Below are 21,464 nucleotides of genomic sequence, written 5' to 3'. Positions count from 1 at the left end.
CGCGCTGACCGAAAAGCTGTGAACAGCTGACAGGAAAACATAGACAGCCGGTTCCATCGCGCGGGCCTTTTTCGCTTTCAGACGCCCAAATGCCGCGCGATGATTGATGTATCCTGCTTTAGCGTGGCGGCATCCGTCGTTCTGACATCACGGCCATTTTCAATAAATGTTACGCGGTCGGCAATCGACAGGACGGCATCAACACGTTGTTCGACCAGTATGATAGCGAACCCTTCGTCCCGCATCTTCACGATCACCTGGCGGATCTGTTCGATCATGGATGGTTGCAGGCCTTCGGTCGGTTCGTCCAACAGCAAAACTTTCGGCCTGAGACATAGCGCACGCGCTGTGGCCAGCATCTGCTGTTCCCCGCCAGACAGAGTGCCAGCCTGCTGATCAAGTCGTTCCCTGAGACGGGGGAATAAATCTAATACCCAGTCACGAGTATCCCGGCTTTGCTTGCGGGCCATCAGGCCGATTTCAATATTCTCATCAACGGTCAGTTCCCGAAAAAGCCTGCGCCCTTGAGGGATATATCCGATACCGTGTCGCGGCACGTGATGGGCTGGAAGCCGGTGCAGTTCTTGCCCCTGAAGCGTGACGCTCCCCGACATGACAGGCAGCAAGCCCATAATTGCCTTCAGCATGGTTGTTTTACCGGCACCGTTCCTGCCCAGAAGGCACAGAATTTCGGAAGACTGCGCGTTGAGCGACGCACCATAAAGCACTTTGACGGGGCCATATCCGGTATGGATATCGTTGACTTCAAGCATCTACCGTCTTTCCAAGATAGGCCGCTTGCACCGATGCATTTGCGCTTATTTCCGCGGGCGTGCCCTCGGCCAGCATCATTCCCTGGTCTAGCACCGCAATATGGTCGGCCGTCGCCATCACCACTTTCATGTTATGCTCGATCAGAAGGATGGTCGTTCGCCCGGCAAGTGATCTGATCAGCGCGATGAAGTCGTTGATTTCCGTTTCAGCCAGCCCTTGTGTCGGCTCATCGAGAATAAAAAGTCGCGGCTCTTGCGCCAGCCCCATTGCAATTTCCAGAAGGCGCTGATGCCCATAGCTCAGATCGCCTGCGGTCTGATCGGCACGGTCGGCGATGCCCACCTGATTGAGGGTTTGATGCACTTTCGCATTCAGGGTGTTGCCGTCCGCTGATACCGTCCGCGCCGCGGCGAGGGCCACGTTTTCATGTACCGTCAATCCCGTGAAGATCGATGTGATCTGAAACGTATAGGCGAGCCCAAGCTGTATCCGCTTGTGTGCCGGCAGTTGGCTGATATCGCGACCCTCAAAGATGACACGGCCGCTTGTCGCCGCTGTCCGCCCGCTGAGCATGCCGACGAATGTCGATTTGCCAGCGCCATTCGGCCCAATCAGTGCGGTCACAAGCCCCTTTTTCAATATAAAGTCGATATCGGTATTTGCCTGCAGGCCGCCATAGGTCTTTGTCAGACCCTTGGTTTCGAGAAGTGTTACGGCAGCCATGGCGACACCTTTGTCCGCAGAATGCCGGCAATCCCGCGTGGCGCGAACATTGTCAGAACGACAAGTGCGAGGCCCGCGATAAGCATATAGGCGCTAGTGTAAGCGCTTGAAGCGTCGATCAGGTAGAACATAAACGCCACGCCGATTAGGGGCCCGATTGTCGTGCCTGCACCTCCCAGCAAGACCCACAAAAGCGGGAGGATCGAGTACTGTACCGATGCAAAAGTGGCGCCGACATAGCCAAACAGCAGCGCATAAAGTGCGCCAGCCGCGCCCGACACGGTGCCGGAGATAATCACAGCCAGTAGCTTGTAACGCCAGACGTCATAGCCCAGCATGCGGGCGCGTTCCTCGTTTTCGCGGATCGCCACAAGACGCTTGCCGAAAGAAGACTGAACCAGCGCCGAAAAGCCGATCAGGCAGATGGAAAATGCCCCAAACGCAACGAAGTATCGCCCGGCTTCGGTTGTGACGTCGAAGCCTGCCAGCATCCGTTCGGCCTGTTGCAGCACGAAACCTTCGTCACCACGTGTGAATTCACCGAAATACAGAACGACAAGATAGACGGTCTGCGCAAACATAAGTGTCACGATCATGAACGAGACGCCCGCCGTGCGCAGCGCGAGCAGGCCGACCAGAGCGCTCAGCACTGCGGCGCTGAGGATGCCGATGCCGAATGCCAGTACGACCGAAACACCGAGAAACTTGATCGACAAGCCGAGCCCATACATGCCCGCTGCAAAAAACATCGCATGGCCCAGGCTCAGCAGGCCCGTGTAGCCGAACAAGATATTCAGTCCGATGGCGTAGATTGCCAGCACCATAATGCGCGACAGCGCGCCGACATGATATGCTGGCAACGTGAAAAAACAGATCAGAAGGAAAAGCAGAATGCCGAAATGAAGGGCGTTGATCTTACGCGCAACCGTCATGTTTCAGCCTTTCCCATCAATCCCTGCGGTCTGAAAACGAGAATCATCGCGACAAGGAAGGTGGCGATGATCTGTGCCAGCGTTGGCGAGAAAAAGACAGAAATGATCCCATCGCTCATCCCGATCAGAAATGCGGCGATGACGGTACCGGGCAGGCTTCCCAATCCGCCGATGATCACGACGGTGAATGCCATCAGCAAAGGATCTGCACCCATCAAATAATGAGCCTGCTGGATCGGAACGACCAACACAGCGCCCAGCGCAGCAAGTGCAGCACCCAGACCAAAGACACAGGAATAGACGGTGCCGACCGGTACGCCAAAGGCCTTGGCTGTTTCGCTGTCCTGCTGGGTGGCCCGCATGATCAGGCCGATTTTCGTACGCGTCAGAAAAAGCCAGAGCGCAACAAGGACCGTCAGCGCAGCAAAGATCACGAACAGCTTGTAGCTGGTGATGCTCAGCCCCCACGGCCAGATCATTTGAAGCCCACCCTCGCTGAACTCAAACCAAGGCAGCGCCAAACGCTGATTAAAGGGGGCCTCAACCGGGCGTGCTTCGGGGCCAAATGTCATCAGTGTCGTTTGCTGAATGATGAACAGCATCCCGATTGTACCGACGATAGTGCGATCGGGATCATAGTTGATCCGTTTCAGGATCAGCTGGTCTGACACTGCCGCGACCAGCCCGACCGCTAGAGGTGCAACGATGAGTGCAACGGCAAACCCAATCGCGGGATGCCCGCCCAACGCCGTGCTGACATACCACGCCAGCACGGCGCCAAGCATAAAGAATTCTCCATGCGCTACGTTCACGACGCGCATTACGCCAAAAACAATACTCAAACCCATTGCCGTCAGCACAAGAATAGAGGCGATGACCGCACCCTCTAGGGAGGCGAGCATCAGGTGCGGGCCAAATTCCATTTGGACACCTCCTCTTTTTTGGTTGTTTCGGAGCCGGACCGATCAGAACGGTTGCGTAGTGTAGTCGACTTCGTCCTCGTACAATCCTTCTTCGATCGTCGTGACATGTTCGACCGCCAGCTTGCCGTCCACAACTTTGGAAATGAACTGCTGGCCGAACACCTGATGCGTCTTGCCGTTGAACAGCTTCGCACCTTGGGGATGGTCCAAGGATTCCGGCATGTCGGTCATCGCCTCTACTGCCTCGATCAGCTTGGTTCGATCTTGTGGACCCTGATAATCGGCAGCTTCCATACCAGCCTTGATCACATTCAACGTTTCCCAGCAGCCAAACATATGGGCATAGGTCGACACATCAGCCGGATCATCGATTGACGCGCCTCTGTCATCACAACCAACCGCAGCGCGATACGTTTTCTCAACGTCACTTTGATTGCCTTGAACGTGACGCGGCATGCCTTCCCAGAAGTAAGTGCCTTCGAGGAACTCCAACCCTGGGCTATCGATGCCAACAGCTTCAAGGCTATCGATGAAACCGAAAATCTCGGGCCGGCTCGGGCCGAAGAACTCGCCCATTTCCTTCACAAAGGTCAGAACAGCGGGGCCGACCATGACATGGTAGATAACCTCTGTTTCACGCGGAATGCTGGGGAAGTAACGGGTGAATGATGTCTCGGTTGGCGGGATCGCGATTTTCGCAACAACTTCGCCGCCTTGTGCCTCGATGGCCTGTGTAAAGAAATCCCGATGGTCGTGACCGAACGCGAAGTCAGGAAAGATCATCGTAACTTTCTTACCAAGATTGCCGGCGATGAACGGTGCCATCGAAACGACCTGACTTTTCACATCGGTGATCCCAGGTTGCAGCGTATACCGATTGAGCATGCCGCTTGCCACATGATGCCCTTCGGAAACAACAAAGTACGGCAATTTCAGTTCTGCCGCCCGCGGCGCCGAACCAATCACAACATGACTAAACAATGTGCCAAAGGCGACATCGCAGCTATGCTGCTTTTCGAACTTTTCCAACGCTTCGGCACCCCGGCTTGGATCAGTACCATCATCTTCAGTCACGATCTCGACCGGGCGTCCGTTAATGCCGCCACTATCGTTTATACGCTGAACAGCGGCGGTTGTGGTTGCATCGTACCAGCGGCCGTAGGCGGCACCAATGCCGGTGGCATGCTTTTGAAATCCAATTTTGATGGGTGAAGAACTTTGCGCTTGGGCAAATCCCATCGTGCCCGGCATAAGGCCGGTTGTTGCCAAAGCGCTGGCACCAGCGCCCAAGCCCAACAGGGCCTTACGGCGTGATACGGCGTGGTTTGAGGTTTTGATTGTCATCTTTGGTTCCCCTGTCGTTGACGCGATCTTACGCCGCGTACTTCGCTTCAGTATTGTGTGTACACTAACGAGTTGTCTAGATTTTTTTTCCAACTATCCACCCTTTGGGCTCGCAAGCAGCCATAACCCGAAAATTGTATAAAATATCATCAGTATCGAGATACCGACCTGCAACATGATGACATCTCTTGCTGTTTTGCAGTTCTGCTCTGCAATCCGGTGCCCCAAAAGGACGGCCCATACATGTGACAAAACCACGGCACTGGCCTGTGTCAGCCAAATCACTTTCACGGTATCAGGCTGGGCAAGAAACCCCATTGTTACCTTGACGGCGTTCAACCCGAACAGGTTCCACCCCAGTGCAAAGGGGTCTGCCAAGGTTGCCAAAGTGACCCGAATTTGCACTAGAAAAGTGACGTAGTAATGCGCGAAATGATAACCCAGCCCGATCGGTAGCAAAGTAATCGCAAAGCTTCGGAACATGTCAGACACGCTCAACCGGTATTCCGGATGAACAAACCGTACTGTCGCAGTCCCCACCCAGATCGCAAAGGTGTAGATGATCACTAAGATAAGCAGGACCAGATACAGGCCGATCAGGTTTGGCCAGTAGACGGCCGATCGGCCAGGGAATTCCAAGGGGTTTATCCCAAGCTGATCCAACCACCAGAACGTTTCGTTCAGACCGTCGAAGCTGCCTGCGGCAAGAAGCAAAAGACAAAAGACGGCTCGACTTGTATCAAGCGGTGCCTCTGTCACAGCCTGCCATCCCGGCATGCCGACGCGCCCGCACGTGACCGGACGCAGACGCGAAAGGAGGTTGAACATGACCGTGATGCATTCGACCTGATCGAGCCATGGCTTGGGGCCGAACACAATTATGCCAGCAAAGTTGACAGCCCAGTAAATCGAAATGACGTAGGCTAGTCTTGGCGGGTCGTTGGGCGCGACATCTGCGAGCAAGAAGTTTTGAAAGAGTGCAAACAGAATGACCGCTGGCCACGCCGCGCACCATTTTGGCAGACGGGCCAAACTATCACTATCACCAAAAAGATAATGTGCCAGCCCGCGCCATGGGTTGATCCATCGCCAGATATCAAAAAGCGTTCCCTGAATAACGAAGACGACAATCCAGAAGACGGTCCAGAACACGAGTGGCATCAGGTTGCTTTGAGGATCAGTCGGTCCAGCGAACCCAATTGAAATCAGGCCAAACAAGAAGATCATCGCAAAGAGAGATGACAGATAAGTTAGGTCCACCCCAAATGTCGGGATGCGGATCTTGACCGGCCTGCTTTTAAAAAATTTCGCTAGACCGCCGTGTCGTAACGACAGCATTACCAGCATGGATGCGCAAACACTCAGCGTTCCCGCGATCGTATAGGCGGTCGTCGGCAGCAAAAGCACAAAACCCTGCTCCGCCGGATGCGCCAAGGCGGGACTCGCCCACGTCGTCAAAGCCGCCGCTGTGACGACAAGTAACGAGTTGCTGCGCCGCATCATATTGTTAGTATACACATGACGTTCGAACCCGAGGCAAGAGATTTATGAAACGCATCGTTGCAGTCGCTTTACTGGTCGGCGCGGGTCTTGTGACCCTTCTTATGACAGGATTGCCGAAATCCGACATCGTTTTGACCAATGCACGCGCGGTTCAAGTCGAAGGACGCCCCAACATGTTTATGGTGACAATGACGATACAAAATGATGGTGGGCCGGTCGCACTGTCATCAGTCAGTTCGCCACAGGCTGTGTCGGTTTCGGTCATGAACCCTTTTGGTGGCGGTAGTCCGCTTATCGTTCCGGGCAGCGCAACCAGCGAAATTGCGATGGACGGCGCGCATGTCATGCTGATGATTGACGGACAGGGGTTTTCGGAAGGATCGCTATTACCGATGACTGTTACATTCGCAGATTACGGCGATGTATCGACTAAAGTTTTGAATGCCAGCGCCGACACGATGGTGATGGACCATGGGCCAGCCAATGGCGTCTTGGTTTCCGACACTCCAACCATTGCAATTTCAGCGCCAGAAGGCATCACGGCAGATGGTGGGGAATTGCTCATCGAAACCGAAAATTTCGTATTTCGCAAAGCGGAAGACACTGTGCCGCATATTGACAACGAGGGCCATGCGCATGTGTATCTGAATGGTCTGAAGCTCGGGAGGCTTTACGGGTCCACCACTCAGATCGGGTCATTGCAGCCGGGAAAATACACCGTCAGAATCTCTCTACATACCAATGATCACAGACCTTACTTAAATGACGATGGTCCGGCGGCCGCGGCGCTGTCATTCGAGATTCCATAGTGCCAGACGTGCCGTTCCAACGGTGTATGGATTCGATCTCGCCCCCTCGGTGCAACTGATTCAGATGCCAAAAGCGGTTGCCGTCGATCCGATCAAAGTCAGCCGTTTCATCTTTGAGATGGCTCCTCTAAGGACGGCCGGAGAGCGATTTGCGCCCTTCAGGTCAAGCGGATTTTCCAGACCAAACCGAGAGTGCTGTCCAACCCTGCCCCGTAAAGCAGCATACACTACGATTGGCCCCGCTCAAAAGCTCTGACCTCTGACCGTTGTTTCGGTTCGGGAGCTTTGGCTTTAACCTTGGTAAATTCACCCACCGAACATTTCACCGCCAAGAGCCTGAACGTTTCATTTATTTTGCCCCATATCGTTACTGGTTTGGCGGCCGAATTCGACGACGCCAAAGACCGTGATGGATTGCTTGAACATTTCTACAGGAGTTCAGCGAACCCATCTTGATCACCCTGCCTTCGTCAATTCCCGCCGCGATGAGCGCAGCCTCGGTCATTATACACGAGGGGCCTACGCTCAGGATCTGCGGACCCTTCCGCGCTTCACCAAAGCGCACCAGCTCATCGATCCTCTGTCGAAAGACGCCATTCTCGCCCGCCATCTCCATTTGCGAGATGAATTGGAGGCTAAGCCCGCAACCATCGAGCGTCGTTTTGGGACTCTCAAGTCATTCTTCGCTTGCCGCGCAGATCAGAACAGCTCCCCAGCTCCCCATTTGCGGGCGTCAGTATTACGGTAAAGATCTCACGCCGCCTGCCGAGCCCCATTGATCGCGATGCCCTCAAAGCGGTGCTGCAGGCGGATTAAGCACCAAGCGCAGTATGTGCAAAATCGAGTAGAGACGACATCACATCGGCCACGAGAGCGCCGGCCTAACATGATCATCGAACTGCTCATTGTGACCGATCTGCGGATCAGCGAATTAACAAATTAAGGGTTGGGGAAATCTCTGCCGGCGAAGACCGGTTTCTGGTGCACTGCAAAGGCAACAAGGAGGGGGTCGTCTCCGTTTCAAATTATGAACTACAGGAAAAGATCCGCCGGTATTGCCAGACGCAATGCAAAGCCTCCCTAACGTCGAGCGCAGAGGGAACCGGATCTGCTCGAACGCGGCGCCGATGGCTTGAGAAGCCTCCAAGGAGATGTCGTTGGTATCGAGAAGCATCGTATTCGCGACGATGACGCGGGTGAACCGTTCCGGCATGCGCTCAACGACCCGCATCCCGATCATCCCGCCCCAGTCCTGAAAGAGACCGTTCATCGGGTTAAGATCCATCGCTTCGATGAACCGCTGTAGCCATTCAACATGCCCGGGATCGGAATAGTCATCGACGCTCACCGGCTTATCTGATTTCCCGAAACCGATGAGGTCTGGGACCACGACGCGAAAGCCCTCCGCCGTCAGAGGGGCCACCGGTTTTCGGTAAAGATAGCTCCAGGATGGTTGGCCGTGCAGGCACAAGATCACCTCGCCTGACCGCGGACCCTCATCAATATAGTGCATCCGCGGCGCCGTCCCGTCGGATGCACTGACATCGAGATAGCGAGGCTCAAATGGAAAATCGGTGCCCTCAAGGGCAGAATCGGTTGTGCGAACGAACTTCATTCTTCAATTCGTCATGGCCGGATCTCGGAGCCTGCAACTAAGGTCCTCCATCCAAGATCTGATCCGTAGAAGTGCCGCAATCAATTCCCTCGCAAGGAATGGTTCTTTGCCGCTCGTGATGTTAAATCATTACATGGAAACGATTGAGCTTGCCACCAGCTTCGGGCGGATGCTGCGCATATGGCGAACGGAGCGACGGCTTTCGCAGGCCGACCTTGCGAATGCTATCGAGACACCGCCGCGCCATATCAGCTTTCTCGAAACTGGCCGCTCAAACCCGTCGCGGGATATGGTGGCGCGCGTCGCGGCTGCCCTCGATGTTCCTCTTCGCGACCGTAATGCGTTGTTGAGAGCCGCGGGGTTCGCAGATGTCTACCGCGACCACAGCCTGTCCGATGTCGAGATGCGGCAGCTACGGCAGGCGGTGGCTTACATGATCCGGGCGCACAATCCCTACCCGTCCTTCGTAATTGATAGGCGGTGGAATATCCTCGACGCCAACGAGAACGGCAAGCGGATGATGTCGCTGGTGTCCGGGAGCATCCCGTTCGAGCCACCGGGTATGACTGCGAACATGCTCGATGCCGTCTTCAGTTCGGGTGGCTTTCGGTCCTACATATCGAATTGGGAACGGTTCGCGCGTCATTTCATTCAACGCCTGCATCGCGAAAGCGCATCCGACGAAGAGCTCGCGTGCGTCCTGTCACGCCTTCACGATCAATCCGATCTCCCCAACGATTGGTGGAAATTCGACGTTGAGCATGTCGACGCTCCGATGCTTCCTGTCGAGATGAGTATTGGGGGCGCACGCATGGCATTTTTCACCGTCGTCGCGGGAATCGCGCTTCCGACGAGCGTGCTTGCGCAAGATATCAAGGTGGAGACCATGTTTCCGGCCAATCCCGAAACTGAGAGACTCGTGCGGGACCATGAGTTTTTCAGCGAAAGACCTACCGGCTAGTCCCGCAGGCTGACCGGATTTTCTTCCCTCTCTGGGAATTGTTCGGAAACTCTGAGTTGTGCATCTTCATTCGAAATCAAAGATGAGGAAGACAATGGATATTGCACATTACAGGTCTCATTCCTTCCATAAAAAGTGGATGAAGTTCGGCGCGATTGTCGTGATCGGGTTTGGGCCAGCATTCTTGTTGGGATCCTTCCTGCCCACTGCCGAGCCAACGCGCCTTATGATGGATATTCTGGGATGGACATTCTGGGGCGGCCAGAGCTTCGATGCACCTACTACGCGGTTTTTATCCGCGCTGGCTGGCGGTTTTCTCATTGGGTGGGGCGTCCTGATCTGGCAGCTTGCAACACATCTCCACGACTTGGCACCCGAAGTGGTTCGCAAGGCTGTCGTCGTCAGTTTCCTTTGCTGGTTTGTCACCGACAGCCTCGGGTCCATCGCCTCGGGCCATCCGTCGAACGCTGGCTTCAACGCCTTCTTCCTCTTTCTCTGCTTGGGGCCGCTCTGGTGGTCAGCAACATCAAAGCCTGTACAAGGTTAACGGTCCTATCTGTGGCGAAGGGACCGCCTTAGTTGCCTTTGGAGGGGCTTTTCCGAGGCAACGAACCAGAGCGTCGCATTTGGCGCCGCACCGTTCATCAGTCCAGCCTTCATCATGCTGTAGGCAGGGCTGGCAATCAAATCGTGGGCCTTAAGTGTCCGATAGACGGTGGATTCCGAGACAAAGTGGCACTCTTGGTCCATAAATGTGACGGCCAGTTCACGCGGAGACAGTTCCGTCTCCAGCAGTACCAGTTTGACGACCTTGCGCTTCACTTTGTCAGGAACGCGGTTCCAGACGTGCTTTGGCTTGGGAGATCGATCCTTTAGGCCAGCCTCGCCACGCTGCAGGTATCGGTTGTACCAGCGATAGAACGTCGTCCGAGGGATGCCCAGCTTGGCCGGCGTTAAGCGAGCCGACAGATGGCTTTCCTCGACCAGCCGGATGATCTCCAGCTTCTCTGATGTCGCCCTTTCGGCAGATTTGGCTTAGCCAATTCGCCTGCCGGTTGATAGATATCTCATTCGTAGTCGCCCGCATCCACTGCCCGGCAGACGTGCGACTCTTGCTATTATCGACGGCTTGGATGCACTTGCCGATGGGTTTGAACAATGAGCCTGATTTCACGTCGAACACTGATAGCCAGTCTCGCATCCTGCGTAGCAATTCCTGGATTGGGACAAGAGCGGGGGCTCGACTACCGAGAATGGCAACCCAGGACATATGATGACGGTCTTATCCCCAACTTCTCCTTCGAGGTAATCGAGTTATCACTGCTTGGCGATATCGGCGTCTATGCGCTCGACAGCGAGAACGACCGTGCAAGTGGCTGGAGTGAAGACTATCGCCAGCCCTCGAACAGCACCGTCAAATTCCTCATTGCAACGGCTGTTCTGTATCGGGTCGATGCAGGGCAAGAACGTCTGGATCGTGGTATCCATGTTGATGATATGATGCCGCTCTCACACTCCCCGGTTCTCGAAAACGCGCACGGGGACACGATGCCGGTCTCAGCCATTTGCGCGGCCATGATGACGCGAAGCGACAATGCGGCCGCAAACCTATTGCTCGAAAGTCTGGGCGGTCCGCAGAGCCTTACTTTGTGGCTTCGGCAGATGGGCGACCAGGTGACGCGCGTGGATCGCTATCTTCCAGACCTGACGACACCGCCGGAAAGCCCAGACAGCGATAGTACCACGCCTGCTCAGATGGTACGCAATATGCGGACCTTTCTGACAGGTTCAGCTCAATTGGAGGGCAGCCGCCTGCTTCTGAAAAACTGGATGACGGAGAATGCCACCGGTGCGCATCGCCTGCGCGCGGGTGTTCCGCAAGGATGGCAGGTTGCAGACCGAACTGGTACCGGAAGCGACGGTCGGACCTCGACGATTGCCGCCATCTATCCCTTGATCGAGAACCGTTGTTCATGGCCGTCTACATGAACAGCTCGCGACGCGATGCTGAAGGCCAAAGCGAGCATCATGCCGAACTGGCACGCATTGCTACCACAAACCTGCTGCTGCCCCGCTATGATCCGTATCCCAATGACTAGGTGGTCCAGTATGCGGCCAATTCTGGCGATCTTGCTTCTTTCGGCACCAATTCATGTTCAAGCCCAAGACCTCGAAGGGCTGACATGGCCGGAACAAAAATGCGTTCTTTATGATCGTGCAGTTGACGCAGCTATTGCCCATCTTGGCAGCGGTGGTCTGACGGAAGAGTTTCTGACCGACAACCGCGCATTCATCGAAAACGGCTGTCAAACGCCGGGAAACGTCTGCCCCCGAAGAGATGCCGAGTTTGAGCTAGCAAACCTGCTTACCATAATGACCATGAATGAAGGCATGGCCAGCACCTTCGTGCCATTCAGATGCCCATAATATCAGAAAAAGTGGGCACAAGGATCTGACTTTGACTCACGGTCAAAGCGGTCATTAGCTGCATGACACTGAAGGTCGGTTTTGTCCCGCGCCTCGTTTGTAGGTCCCGGTTGCGGCGAAACGGCGGCCTTTAGAAAAACGACTGCAAGCCGGTAATGGATCGCCCGATGATGAGCGCATGAACATCATACGTGCCTTCATAGGTGTTCACTGTTTCTAGATTCACCATGTGGCGCATGATCTGGAATTCTTCTGAAATACCGTTCCCGCCGTGCATGTCGCGCGACACTCGTGCGATATCCAGCGCCTTGCCACAGTTGTTACGTTTGATGATGGAAATCATCTCCGGTGCTGCCTGCGCCTTGTCCATGAGGCGCCCGACGCGCAGGCTTGACTGCAATCCAAGACTGATCTCCGTCAGCATGTTGGCCAGTTTGAACTGGTGCAACTGGGTTTGCGCCAAGGGTTTGCCGAACTGCTTGCGATCAAGACCGTATTGACGCGCCGCCTCCATACAGAATTCAGCCGCGCCAAGGACGCCCCAACTGATCCCGTAGCGCGCCCGGTTCAGACAACCAAACGGACCCTTCAGGCCTTCAACATCGGGCAAGATCGCATCTTCGCCAACCTCGACGCCATCCATGACAATTTCACCAGTAATGCTGGCGCGCAACGAAAGTTTGCCGTCGATTTTGGGCGCCGAGAGTCCTTTCATGTCCTTGTCCAAAATAAAGCCGCGGATCTGTCCGTTATGCGCCTCTGACTTCGCCCAGACGACGAACACATCCGCAATCGGACTGTTAGAAATCCACATCTTGGTGCCGGAAAGTGTGTAGCCGGCGGCGGTCTTTTTGGCCGTGGTTTTCATACCTGCCGGGTCACTCCCGGCATCGGGCTCGGTCAGGCCAAAGCAACCGATCCATTCCCCGCTGGCGAGTTTGGGAAGGTACTTTTTGCGCTGCTCTTCTGATCCATAAGCATAGATCGGATACATTACGAGCGAGCTTTGCACCGACATCATAGAGCGGTAGCCACTGTCCACCCGCTCGATTTCACGCGCGACAAGACCGTAGGACACGTAAGATCCGCCAAGGCCGCCATAGTCTTCGGGGATCGTCACGCCCAGCAATCCCATCTCGCCCATTTCACGAAAAATCGCCACGTCCGTCATTTCATTGCGAAAGGCCTCGATGACGCGCGTCTGCAACTTGTCCTGCGCATAGGCTTTGGCCGCGTCTCGCAGCATGCGTTCCTCTTCCGACAGCTGCGCGTCCAGCAGGAACGGATCTTCATAATTGAAGCGGTTGAGATCGGGGGCGTCTTTAGCTTTCAGCGTCATGTCAGGATCCTCATTCTGTATGCACTGCTAGCAAAGAGCCCGGGGCGTTGATAACGATAGAAAATACAGAGTTGATGAGTTAAAAGAATATTATGGATCATCGCTCCAGATATACTCCTAGCGTTCAAGAGCTGCGCGCACTGGTATTTTGCGGCGATCTCGGCACTGTGTCTCGCGCGGCCGAAGCTCTGAACTTGACACAAAGTGCAGTTAGCCGCGCAATCCGCACCTTGGAGGACAGGCTTGGCGTGAAGCTGTTCCACCGGGTACGGAAACGCTTGCATCTATCCGATGCGGGCCGCGCGATGATCCACGAGTCGCGAGAAATCCTCGCATCGCTTGACCGGACGGCGAGGATGGCCATGGCGTTTAGCGAAGGTGGGGATGTGCTGCGTCTTGCCGTTCTGCCGACCTTTGCCGCGACATGGCTCATTCCACGATTGCCGGAGTTTCTCCAGTCTTATCCCGACGTGTCCATCGATCTGGCCTCAACGCTTCACCCGGTGGACTTTGACGACAGCCCCTTTGACGCAGCGATCCAGCGGGCCGTTATGGCGCGAAATGGCACGCAAATTGCGCCGCTCCTTGATGAAAGGTTGATCATGGTCGCGGCCCCCAGCCTCGTTGCGGTTGGTCAATCGCTGTCGGTTGCGGATCTGGCGCGATTTCCTCTGATCCAACTTGCGACACGTCCCGAGCTTTGGAACGATTGGCTTGCACAGGCAGGTGGCGCGCCAATCGAACGGTTGCAAGGTCCAAGGGTGCAGCATTTTGACATGGTCATCTCGGCGGCCGAAGCCGGGCTTGGACTGGCGCTCTTGCCGGACATATTCACCCAACGGGCCATTGCCACAGGTGCCTTGCACAGAGTGAATTCTCAGACACTGGATGGGCCAACACCATATGCCTTGATCCGCCCAGCGTCGCACGCAAAAAATCCCACCATGGATGCTTTTGAAGCCTGGCTGCAAGCCGCTGCGCAGGCACGATAAGATCGCATGCAACGGCAGCTGGGGCGTTCAATCCTGAAAGCACACGTCTTGTTTCACTTATGCGACACGATCCGCCAGACCGTTGCCAGTCGCCGTGTCAATGGCACTGCGCAATATCTCTATCGCCTCGTCCACCTGCGCCATCGGCGTCGTCAATGGCGGCAAGAGCCGTACCACGTTGCCGCGGGTTCCGCAGGGTAGAATGATCAAACCAAGCGCTTCGGCGTCGGCGACAATCCGCATGGTGAGCGTGGTGTCGGGCTGATCCTTGTCGCCCAGCTCGAACGCAACCATTGCGCCAAGTCCGCGCACGTCCCCGATTTCCGCCACGCGCGACGCGATATCATGAAGCCCGCCTGTCAGACGCGCCCCGATCTCTGTTGCGCGTGTGCAGAGGTCTTCGTCAGCGATGATGTCCAGCATCGCATTCGCAGCGGCGACGGCTAGCGGGTTGCCGGCATATGTCCCGCCAATGCCACCAGGATTGGGCGCATCGACGATCTCTGCGCGGCCAGTGACAGCGGATAGCGGGAAGCCGCCAGCAAGCCCCTTAGCCATCGTGACCAGATCGGCAGCGACACCCGCATGCTCAAATGCAAAAAGGCGGCCCGTGCGTGCCATACCGGCCTGCACCTCGTCCGCGATCAGGACGATGCCGTGTGTATCACAGAGTGCCCGCAGCGCCTTGAGGAATTCGGGCGGCGCAATGTTGAATCCCCCCTCCCCCTGCACCGGCTCCACGATGATCGCGGCCACCCGCGCGGGATCGATGGACGCACGGAACAGCATCTCAAGCGCGTCGAGCGATTGCGCGACTGAGACGCCGTGAAAGGCGTTTGGAAACGGCGCGTGGAAGACCTCGGGTGGCATCGCGCCAAATCCGTGCTTATACCCGGCGGTTTTTCCAGTGAGCGCCATGCCCAACAGGGTGCGCCCGTGAAAAGCGCCCGAAAACGCGATAACACCTGAACGCCCCGTGAAGGCACGCGCCATTTTGATGGCGTTCTCCACCGCTTCGGCCCCCGTGGTGGCGAGCATGGTCTTCTTTGCAAAATCACCGGGTGTTGATGCGTTCAGGCGTTCGGCCAGGCGGATATAGCTCTCGTAGGGAGCTACATGGAAACAGGTATGGGTAAAGGCATCGAGCTGGTCTTTGACGGCTTTGACCAAACGCGGATGTCTGTGCCCCGCATTTGTGACGGCAATGCCACCCGCAAAGTCGATGAAGCGTTGCCCGTCCGCATCCCACAATTCTGCATTCTGCGCACGGACAGCGTAGATATCCCGCGTCCCGACACCGCGCGAGACTGCCTCCTCGCGGCGCATTTTCAAAGATTTATTTGACATATCGATGCTCCGTTTTCAGTTCTGCGTATCAGCGAGCGTGTAGAGGACGACGACCCCGGCCAGCACAAAACCAATCCCAAGATAGGTCCAGGGTCCGGGCCATTGCCCAAATCCAAACGCGCCGATCGCAGTGATGGAAGCGATACCCGCACCCGCCCATATCGCGTAGGCAACCCCCATGGGGACCGTTCGCAGCGCCAGACCCAAAAGCCCGAAGGACAATGCGACACAGCAGATTGCGGCCAGCACATAAGGCATACGGATAAGTCCGTCCGACGCCTTGAGCGCCGAGGTCGCGATGACCTCGGCGGCGATGGCGAAGGCGAGCCAGACCCAGTTCAATTTACCAGCCGCCCTCGGCGCGGCGGTTGTATTTCACGTCGCCCCCCAGATCGAAAACGAGAAGCTTGCGTTCGGTGAAGGTTTCAAGGAACCACTGGCTGAGTTCGCGTCCCACACCCGATTGCCCGGTGCCGCCAAAGGGTGCCAATTGGTCCCAGTAATTCGATGTCTCGTTGACGTTTACGGATCCGTGCGGCAGCGCTTCACCAACACGCCAAGCGGTCGCAAGATCGCGGGTCCACAGCGATGCGATCAGCCCCAGCCCTGAGATATGGGCGATGTCGATGGCCTCCTGCGCGTCCTTGATCTTGTAGATCGGTGCGACCGGGCCGAACGTTTCCTCGCGCATGATATCCATGTCGGTCGTGACATCCGTCAGGATCGTGGCCGGGAAATAAAGCCCTTCCTCCTTACCGATCTGTTCGATATTCGCCCCTTTGGCGCGGGCGTCCTCCACATGCGCCTTCACGCGCTTGAGGGTGTCCGCATTGCACAACGGTCCCATTTCGACATCTTCCTCGGCCGGGTTTCCGATCTTCAGCGCGTGGGCCTTGGCGGTGAATTTCTGGACGAACTCGTCATAAACAGACTCATGCACCAGCAGCCGCTCGGCAGAGGTGCAGACCTGCCCTGTGTAGTAGAAACATCCGTTCATCGCGCCGTCGACAGCGGCGTCGATGTCGGCGTCTTCGAGGATGATGAACGGCCCGTCACCACCGAGTTCAAGCAGATGCGGGCGCAAGGCACATTTCTCGGCGATCTTCCGACCGGTCGCGGTCGAGCCGGTGAAGAAGACACCATCGACATCCTTGTGATCGACCAATGCGGCTCCTGCGTCTCCCTTGCCTTGAACAACATTAATGACCCCGTCGGGAAGGCCCGCCTCCTTAAAGATGTCTGCCAGCATCGCACAGCTGACAGCGGCATATTCGGATGGTTTCCAGATCACGCAGTTGCCCGCCGCCGCGATATGCGCGAGCGCGATCGACGAGATATCCGTCGGAAAGTTGTAGGGTGTGATGCAGGCCACAACACCGAGAGGGCGGTGGTTCATCACCAGTCGCTTGTTCGTCGTCCGCTCCTGCGTCGATGGGAAGGAAAGGCCGCGATGACGCAGGATCTCCTCTGCCGCCTTGCCCCAGCTTGGGGCGGAATACTCAAAGACTTCCTCGCGGCTGTCGGTGATGGTCTTGCCAATCTCGGCGGTGATCATCTGTGCAATCGGTTCCGCGCGTTCCAGAAAAAGCGTATGGATACGGCGCATGATCTGCGCACGTTCGATCACGGATAGGGCGGCCCATCCAGGCTGGGCCGCATGCGCAGACGCAACGGCGGCATCCACATCCGATGCAGTGCATGCGCCCACCTGATGAAGAACTTCGCCGTTGTGCGGGTTGCGTACATCGAAAGTGCCGCCTTGGCCGTCAACCCATGCGCCATCAATCAAAGCAGCGCGGGTTATTCCGGCATCCAGTTTCGCTTGCATGTTCATATCATCTCTCCTTGTTGCGGCGCGTCATCGGGCGCCGGGTTTGTCTCTCATCAAAATGACGGACAGCACGATCAGCACCGCCGAAAAGGCGACGATCAGCGCGCCGACCGCGTTGATTTCAGGGGTCAGGCCGCGTCGCATGGTGGACCAGATGTACATCGGCAGCGTGTTATCGCGGCCCGTGAGGAAAAATGTCACCGGGATTTCATCAAAGCTTAGGGTGAAAGACAAAAGCCCTGCACCGATCACCGCACTGCGGATGTTTGGCAACGTCACGAAAAAGAAGGTCTGCAAGCCGCTGGCACCGAGATCCGCCGAAGCTTCCTCGTAACTGCGGGGCAGACGTTGCAGCCGCGCATAGACCTGCGTGACGACCACCGCTAACAGCGCTGTCGCATGCCCGATAATTACTGTTTCAAGTGACAGTGTGAAACCGACCATCCGGAAAAGGATCAACATGGAGATGCCGGTGATGATCCCGGGAAGTGCTATCGGCAGCAAAACCAGCTTGCGGAACGCGCCCTTGCCGGAAAACGACAGTCGATCCAGCGCCAGCGCAGCAGGTACGCCGATCACTAGGGTCAGGATGGTGGAACAGGTCGCGACGTAGAATGAATTACCCACCGCCTCGATCAGCTGCTCGTTCCCGGCCAGTTTGCGATACCAGTCGAGGGTCAGACCCTCCATCGGCCAGCTCAGCGATCTGGACGTGTTAAAGCTGAACAGAACCAGCACGGCGATCGGCACGTAAAGAAAGGCAAGTATGGCACCGATGGTCACACTCCAGCCCAAGCGCGTGCCCCAGCGGCGGGGTTTGCGGGATACGCTTTGCGTGGATATCACGGCGGCAGATGTTGTTTCCAGCAAGGTCATGATAGCCGCGCCTGTCCCAGTCGCTCAAATCGGTCCGACGCCGTGATAATCCCCAAAACGATGACCAACATCACAAGCGCGAGCGCCGATCCCAGCGGCCAGTTGAGCGCCGCGCCGAACTGTGCAGCGATGACATTCGCAATCATCAGGCCATCCGGGCCACCTACCAGAATGGGCGAGATAAAGTCGCCAAAGGATAGGCAGAACGTCATGGTGAACCCAGCAACGATGCCGGGCATTGCAAGAGGAATAGTGATCTTGGCCAAGGTCGCCAGCGCGCCCTCACCCAGATCGCCCGAGGCCTCGATCAGGCTTGGTGGGATTTTTTCGAGGGCCGCATAGATCGGCATCACCATGAACGGTATGAAGACGTATGTCAGGGTGATGATCATCGCGGTTTGATTGTAGAGAAAGACGGATGACGGCTCAGACAGGATGCCGGTGGACATCAGGAACGAATTCAAAAGTCCTTCGGTGCCGAGGATGGTTTTCCAAGTATAGGCGCGCAGCAGGTAGCTGACCCAAAGGGGTGCAACGACGGCCATATAAAGTGTCAGCCGCAGACCCGGCTTACGCACCTTGAACACCAGAAAATAGGCATACGGGAACGCCAGGAGCAGAGACAAGAGCGAGACGAGACCCGCAATTTTTGCGGTGCGCAACAGAACGTTCAAGTATTGCGGGTCGGTAAATATCTCAATGTAGTTGCCGAATTGAAAATCAGGAACGGCCAGTGGAAATTGCGCGCGCCAGAACGAATAGACCACAAGGATCGCATAGGGGACGAACATGAACAGCACGGTCCACAGCAATGGTGGAGACAGAACCAGAAACTGTCGCAGACGGGCGCGTTTGACTACTCCGGCTGTCACGCCGCCACCTCATCGGCAAGTACCATGATCCGGTCTGGCGAAATGGCGATCTGAACCCGGTCGCCAATCTCGGGCAGCCCTGATCCGTGCCGTGCCCCCGCGATAGTCTGATCTATCGACAACGACACGCCCGAGACATCTACAACGATACGCGCTGAATTCCCGTGATATAGAATGTCGGTGACTGTCGCAGGCAGAGTGCCTTTTGCGGCAGCGTCAAGCGGCAATATCTCGGCCTTTTCAGGCCGGAAGCCGAAAGTTAGCATCGAGCCGTCGGGTGCGAGACCTTTTGGTACCAGCAATTGATGACCAAGCGCGTGCAGCGTTTCGCCACGGACCTGACCCTGAAACAGGTTGGTCGTCCCGATAAACCCGGCAACATAAGAGCTGGATGGACGGTCATAAAGCACATCGGGCGTGCCGTCCTGCATTACCCGGCCCTCGCGCATGACAATCACACGATCCGACAGCGCCAAGGCTTCGGTCTGATCATGTGTGACCATGATGAATGTCAGGCCGACCTTGCGCTGCAGCCGTTTCAGCTCGACCTGCATCGCTTCGCGCAGATTGGCATCAAGAGCGCTCAACGGCTCATCCAGCAACAGGACCTTGGGCTGCCGCACAACTGCGCGAGCCAAGGCAACGCGTTGTCGCTGACCACCGGACAGCTCGTGCGGTTTGGCATCGAAACGGTCGGCAAGGCCCACCAGTTCCAATGCGTCGCTGGCGCGTTCAGCGACCTCCGTGCGGCGCATGCCGCCGACACGTAGACCGTAGCCGACGTTTTTGCCAACGCTCATATGAGGAAACAGCGCGTAGTCCTGAAAGACGATATTTACCGGTCGCTTGTTTGGCGGCAAATGAGTCACATCCTTACCGCTGATGACAACGCCGCCCTGAGTGGGTTCCTCGAAACCGCCGATCATCCGCAACAGTGTTGACTTGCCACACCCAGAAGGCCCAAGCAGCGTCACGAATTCCCCCTGTTCCACGGTGAGTGACACGTTATCGACACCGATCACAGTGCCGAAATGCTTGGAGATATTCTTGAGAGCAACGATCTCAGTCATGGTCGTTTCCTGTCGGCAGTGGGGTTGGCAAGTGCGAATGCCGCTCCCGCCCGTTGACTTACTGTGCTTTCACCGCATTCCACGCGTTGGTGTAATCGCCGAGACGATCACCGAGGTTCTCCCACAGCAACAGACTGTCCAGATATTCGGGATCATCCTGATGCAGGGCGGCAAATTGCTCTTCGCTCATGCACCGACGTGCGGCTTCGGGATTGGCAACCGAATAGCCGTTCACGTTCGCAACACCGCACTGTCCAACTTCGGAGACGGCCATGTTCAGGAACTGATAGGCGCATTCCTCGTTCGGTGTGCCGGACACGATCATGAAACTGTCCATCCAGCCTTCGGCATTTTCCTCGGGGATGAACTCGACAACCTCGATACCTTCTTCGGCCAGCAGGGCGGATTGGTAGCCAGCCCATGTGTTGGAAATCCAGACCTCACCGGATTTGTAGAGATCAACCAGTTCGCCGGCAGAAGACCAGTATTTGCGCACCAGAGGGCGCTGCGCGATCAGCTTCTCCTGAGCCGAGGCGATCTGCTCATCCGTCAGATTGTAGATGTCCATGTCGCCATTGGCCCGCGCGGCCACGTAGAGGGCAGACTTGTCGTCCCACAGGCTGATCCGTCCTTCCAGTGCCGGATCCCACAAGGCATCAAGTGTTGTGGGCGGCGTATCGAACTTGTCCGCGCGGTACATGAAGGCAATCGCACCCCAGGCGTAGGGCACACCGTAGACTTCGCCGTCCTGGTTGATCCCGTCAGACGTCCGAAACTTCTCATAGATGCTGTTCCATTCGTCGATCCGGGCCGTGTCGATCGGTTGTACGAAGCCCGCCGCGATCAGCGGTGCGGTTGAATCGATCGAAGGTGAGACAAGGTCAAAAACACCGCCACCTGCCGCTAGCTTTGGCGCGAAATCGTCGTTGGACCCAACATAGGTTGCAGAAACCGAACAGCCTGTCGCTGCCTCGAACGGTTCAATAAACGACGGGTCGGCATAGCCTTCCCAAGTCAGAATGTTCAGCTCCCCTTCCGCGAAAGATGGAAGCGCGGAGAACATAAGCGCCGCGCAGGCGGTCGTGCCAGCAAGTTTGTCAAAAAGTTTCATATTTTCTCTCCCGTT

General features: G+C 56.4%; 21 protein-coding genes and 1 pseudogene. 6 read left to right on the top strand and 16 right to left on the bottom strand.

The annotated features are described in order from the left end of the window. Positions 1 to 77: 77 nt before the first annotated feature. From KIN_RS04590 to KIN_RS04565, 6 genes are all read right to left on the bottom strand, one after another. Complete coding sequence (locus KIN_RS04590) at positions 78 to 773, bottom strand: ABC transporter ATP-binding protein (protein ID WP_159804749.1); 696 nt, start codon at positions 771 to 773, stop codon at positions 78 to 80. Then, entirely contained in the window at positions 766 to 1,497 is a 732-nt protein-coding gene (locus KIN_RS04585) for an ABC transporter ATP-binding protein (RefSeq protein ID WP_159804748.1), read from the bottom strand. The genes KIN_RS04590 and KIN_RS04585 overlap by 8 nt, the downstream gene beginning before the upstream one ends. Beyond that, complete coding sequence (locus KIN_RS04580; protein WP_159804747.1) at positions 1,485 to 2,429, bottom strand: branched-chain amino acid ABC transporter permease; 945 nt, start codon at positions 2,427 to 2,429, stop codon at positions 1,485 to 1,487. Before KIN_RS04580 ends, KIN_RS04585 begins: the two co-directional genes overlap by 13 nt. Then, on the bottom strand, positions 2,426 to 3,352 hold the full coding sequence (locus KIN_RS04575) for a branched-chain amino acid ABC transporter permease (protein ID WP_159804746.1): 927 nt from the start codon (positions 3,350 to 3,352) through the stop codon (positions 2,426 to 2,428). Before KIN_RS04575 ends, KIN_RS04580 begins: the two co-directional genes overlap by 4 nt. Positions 3,353 to 3,394: 42 nt before the next feature. Beyond that, the gene (locus KIN_RS04570; RefSeq protein ID WP_159804745.1) at positions 3,395 to 4,696 is read right to left on the bottom strand and encodes an ABC transporter substrate-binding protein; all 1,302 of its coding nucleotides are present in this window, start codon (positions 4,694 to 4,696) and stop codon (positions 3,395 to 3,397) included. A 93-nt stretch (positions 4,697 to 4,789) separates the two neighbouring features. Next, positions 4,790 to 6,214, bottom strand: coding sequence for a hypothetical protein (locus tag KIN_RS04565; RefSeq protein ID WP_159804744.1), 1,425 nt, complete (start codon positions 6,212 to 6,214; stop codon positions 4,790 to 4,792). A 29-nt stretch (positions 6,215 to 6,243) separates the two neighbouring features. Here KIN_RS04565 and KIN_RS04560 point away from each other — a divergent pair, with 29 nt between their 5' ends. Continuing rightward, positions 6,244 to 7,008 (top strand): copper chaperone PCu(A)C domain-containing protein, encoded by a 765-nt coding sequence (locus KIN_RS04560; protein ID WP_159804743.1) that lies wholly within the window; start codon positions 6,244 to 6,246, stop codon positions 7,006 to 7,008. Between the two features lie 931 nt (positions 7,009 to 7,939). Here the strand turns inward: KIN_RS04560 and KIN_RS04550 are convergent. After that, complete coding sequence (locus tag KIN_RS04550) at positions 7,940 to 8,623, bottom strand: alpha/beta fold hydrolase (RefSeq protein ID WP_159804741.1); 684 nt, start codon at positions 8,621 to 8,623, stop codon at positions 7,940 to 7,942. 133 nt (positions 8,624 to 8,756) lie between these two features. Here KIN_RS04550 and KIN_RS04545 point away from each other — a divergent pair, with 133 nt between their 5' ends. Together KIN_RS04545 and KIN_RS04540 are read left to right on the top strand one after the other, a co-directional pair. Further along, complete coding sequence (locus KIN_RS04545) at positions 8,757 to 9,584, top strand: helix-turn-helix domain-containing protein (RefSeq protein ID WP_159804740.1); 828 nt, start codon at positions 8,757 to 8,759, stop codon at positions 9,582 to 9,584. Positions 9,585 to 9,678: 94 nt separating this feature from the next. Next, positions 9,679 to 10,131 (top strand): hypothetical protein, encoded by a 453-nt coding sequence (locus tag KIN_RS04540; RefSeq protein WP_159804739.1) that lies wholly within the window; start codon positions 9,679 to 9,681, stop codon positions 10,129 to 10,131. Between the two features lie 104 nt (positions 10,132 to 10,235). On the opposite strand, the pseudogene KIN_RS04535 reads toward KIN_RS04540, so the two are convergent. After that, positions 10,236 to 10,595, bottom strand: a pseudogene (locus tag KIN_RS04535) (helix-turn-helix domain-containing protein); the annotation flags it as partial. A gap of 147 nt (positions 10,596 to 10,742) precedes the next feature. Between KIN_RS04535 and bla the strand changes: the two are divergent. Then, complete coding sequence (gene bla / locus KIN_RS04530) at positions 10,743 to 11,573, top strand: class A beta-lactamase (RefSeq protein ID WP_159804738.1); 831 nt, start codon at positions 10,743 to 10,745, stop codon at positions 11,571 to 11,573. Positions 11,574 to 11,693: 120 nt separating this feature from the next. Continuing rightward, positions 11,694 to 12,011 (top strand): hypothetical protein, encoded by a 318-nt coding sequence (locus tag KIN_RS04525; protein ID WP_159804737.1) that lies wholly within the window; start codon positions 11,694 to 11,696, stop codon positions 12,009 to 12,011. 130 nt (positions 12,012 to 12,141) lie between these two features. Here KIN_RS04525 and KIN_RS04520 read toward each other — a convergent pair whose 3' ends face one another. Beyond that, the gene (locus KIN_RS04520; protein WP_159804736.1) at positions 12,142 to 13,350 is read right to left on the bottom strand and encodes an acyl-CoA dehydrogenase; all 1,209 of its coding nucleotides are present in this window, start codon (positions 13,348 to 13,350) and stop codon (positions 12,142 to 12,144) included. 92 nt (positions 13,351 to 13,442) lie between these two features. On the opposite strand from KIN_RS04520, the gene KIN_RS04515 reads away from it, so the two are divergent. After that, the gene (locus KIN_RS04515) at positions 13,443 to 14,342 is read left to right on the top strand and encodes a LysR substrate-binding domain-containing protein (protein ID WP_159804735.1); all 900 of its coding nucleotides are present in this window, start codon (positions 13,443 to 13,445) and stop codon (positions 14,340 to 14,342) included. 57 nt (positions 14,343 to 14,399) lie between these two features. Here the strand turns inward: KIN_RS04515 and gabT are convergent, their stop codons facing one another. The 7 genes from gabT to KIN_RS04480 all read right to left on the bottom strand — a co-directional run bounded on the left by gabT (position 14,400) and on the right by KIN_RS04480 (position 21,449). Further along, a complete protein-coding gene (gabT, locus tag KIN_RS04510; protein WP_159804734.1) occupies positions 14,400 to 15,689 on the bottom strand; it encodes a 4-aminobutyrate--2-oxoglutarate transaminase in 1,290 nt (429 codons plus the stop codon). A 15-nt stretch (positions 15,690 to 15,704) separates the two neighbouring features. Next, complete coding sequence (locus KIN_RS04505) at positions 15,705 to 16,031, bottom strand: DMT family transporter (protein ID WP_159804733.1); 327 nt, start codon at positions 16,029 to 16,031, stop codon at positions 15,705 to 15,707. A gap of 1 nt (position 16,032) precedes the next feature. Next, on the bottom strand, positions 16,033 to 17,523 hold the full coding sequence (locus KIN_RS04500; RefSeq protein WP_159804732.1) for an aldehyde dehydrogenase family protein: 1,491 nt from the start codon (positions 17,521 to 17,523) through the stop codon (positions 16,033 to 16,035). Between the two features lie 24 nt (positions 17,524 to 17,547). Next, on the bottom strand, positions 17,548 to 18,303 hold the full coding sequence (locus KIN_RS04495; protein ID WP_243144811.1) for an ABC transporter permease: 756 nt from the start codon (positions 18,301 to 18,303) through the stop codon (positions 17,548 to 17,550). 89 nt (positions 18,304 to 18,392) lie between these two features. After that, positions 18,393 to 19,268 (bottom strand): ABC transporter permease, encoded by an 876-nt coding sequence (locus tag KIN_RS04490; RefSeq protein WP_243144810.1) that lies wholly within the window; start codon positions 19,266 to 19,268, stop codon positions 18,393 to 18,395. Beyond that, on the bottom strand, positions 19,265 to 20,338 hold the full coding sequence (locus KIN_RS04485; protein ID WP_159804730.1) for an ABC transporter ATP-binding protein: 1,074 nt from the start codon (positions 20,336 to 20,338) through the stop codon (positions 19,265 to 19,267). The genes KIN_RS04490 and KIN_RS04485 overlap by 4 nt, the downstream gene beginning before the upstream one ends. Positions 20,339 to 20,396: 58 nt before the next feature. Beyond that, entirely contained in the window at positions 20,397 to 21,449 is a 1,053-nt protein-coding gene (locus KIN_RS04480; RefSeq protein ID WP_159804729.1) for an ABC transporter substrate-binding protein, read from the bottom strand. Between the last annotated feature and the right edge of the window lie 15 nt (positions 21,450 to 21,464).

Source organism: Litoreibacter roseus (assembly GCF_009811795.1).
Lineage (GTDB): Bacteria > Pseudomonadota > Alphaproteobacteria > Rhodobacterales > Rhodobacteraceae > Litoreibacter > Litoreibacter roseus.
This window is presented reverse-complemented; position numbering and strand designations above follow the sequence as displayed.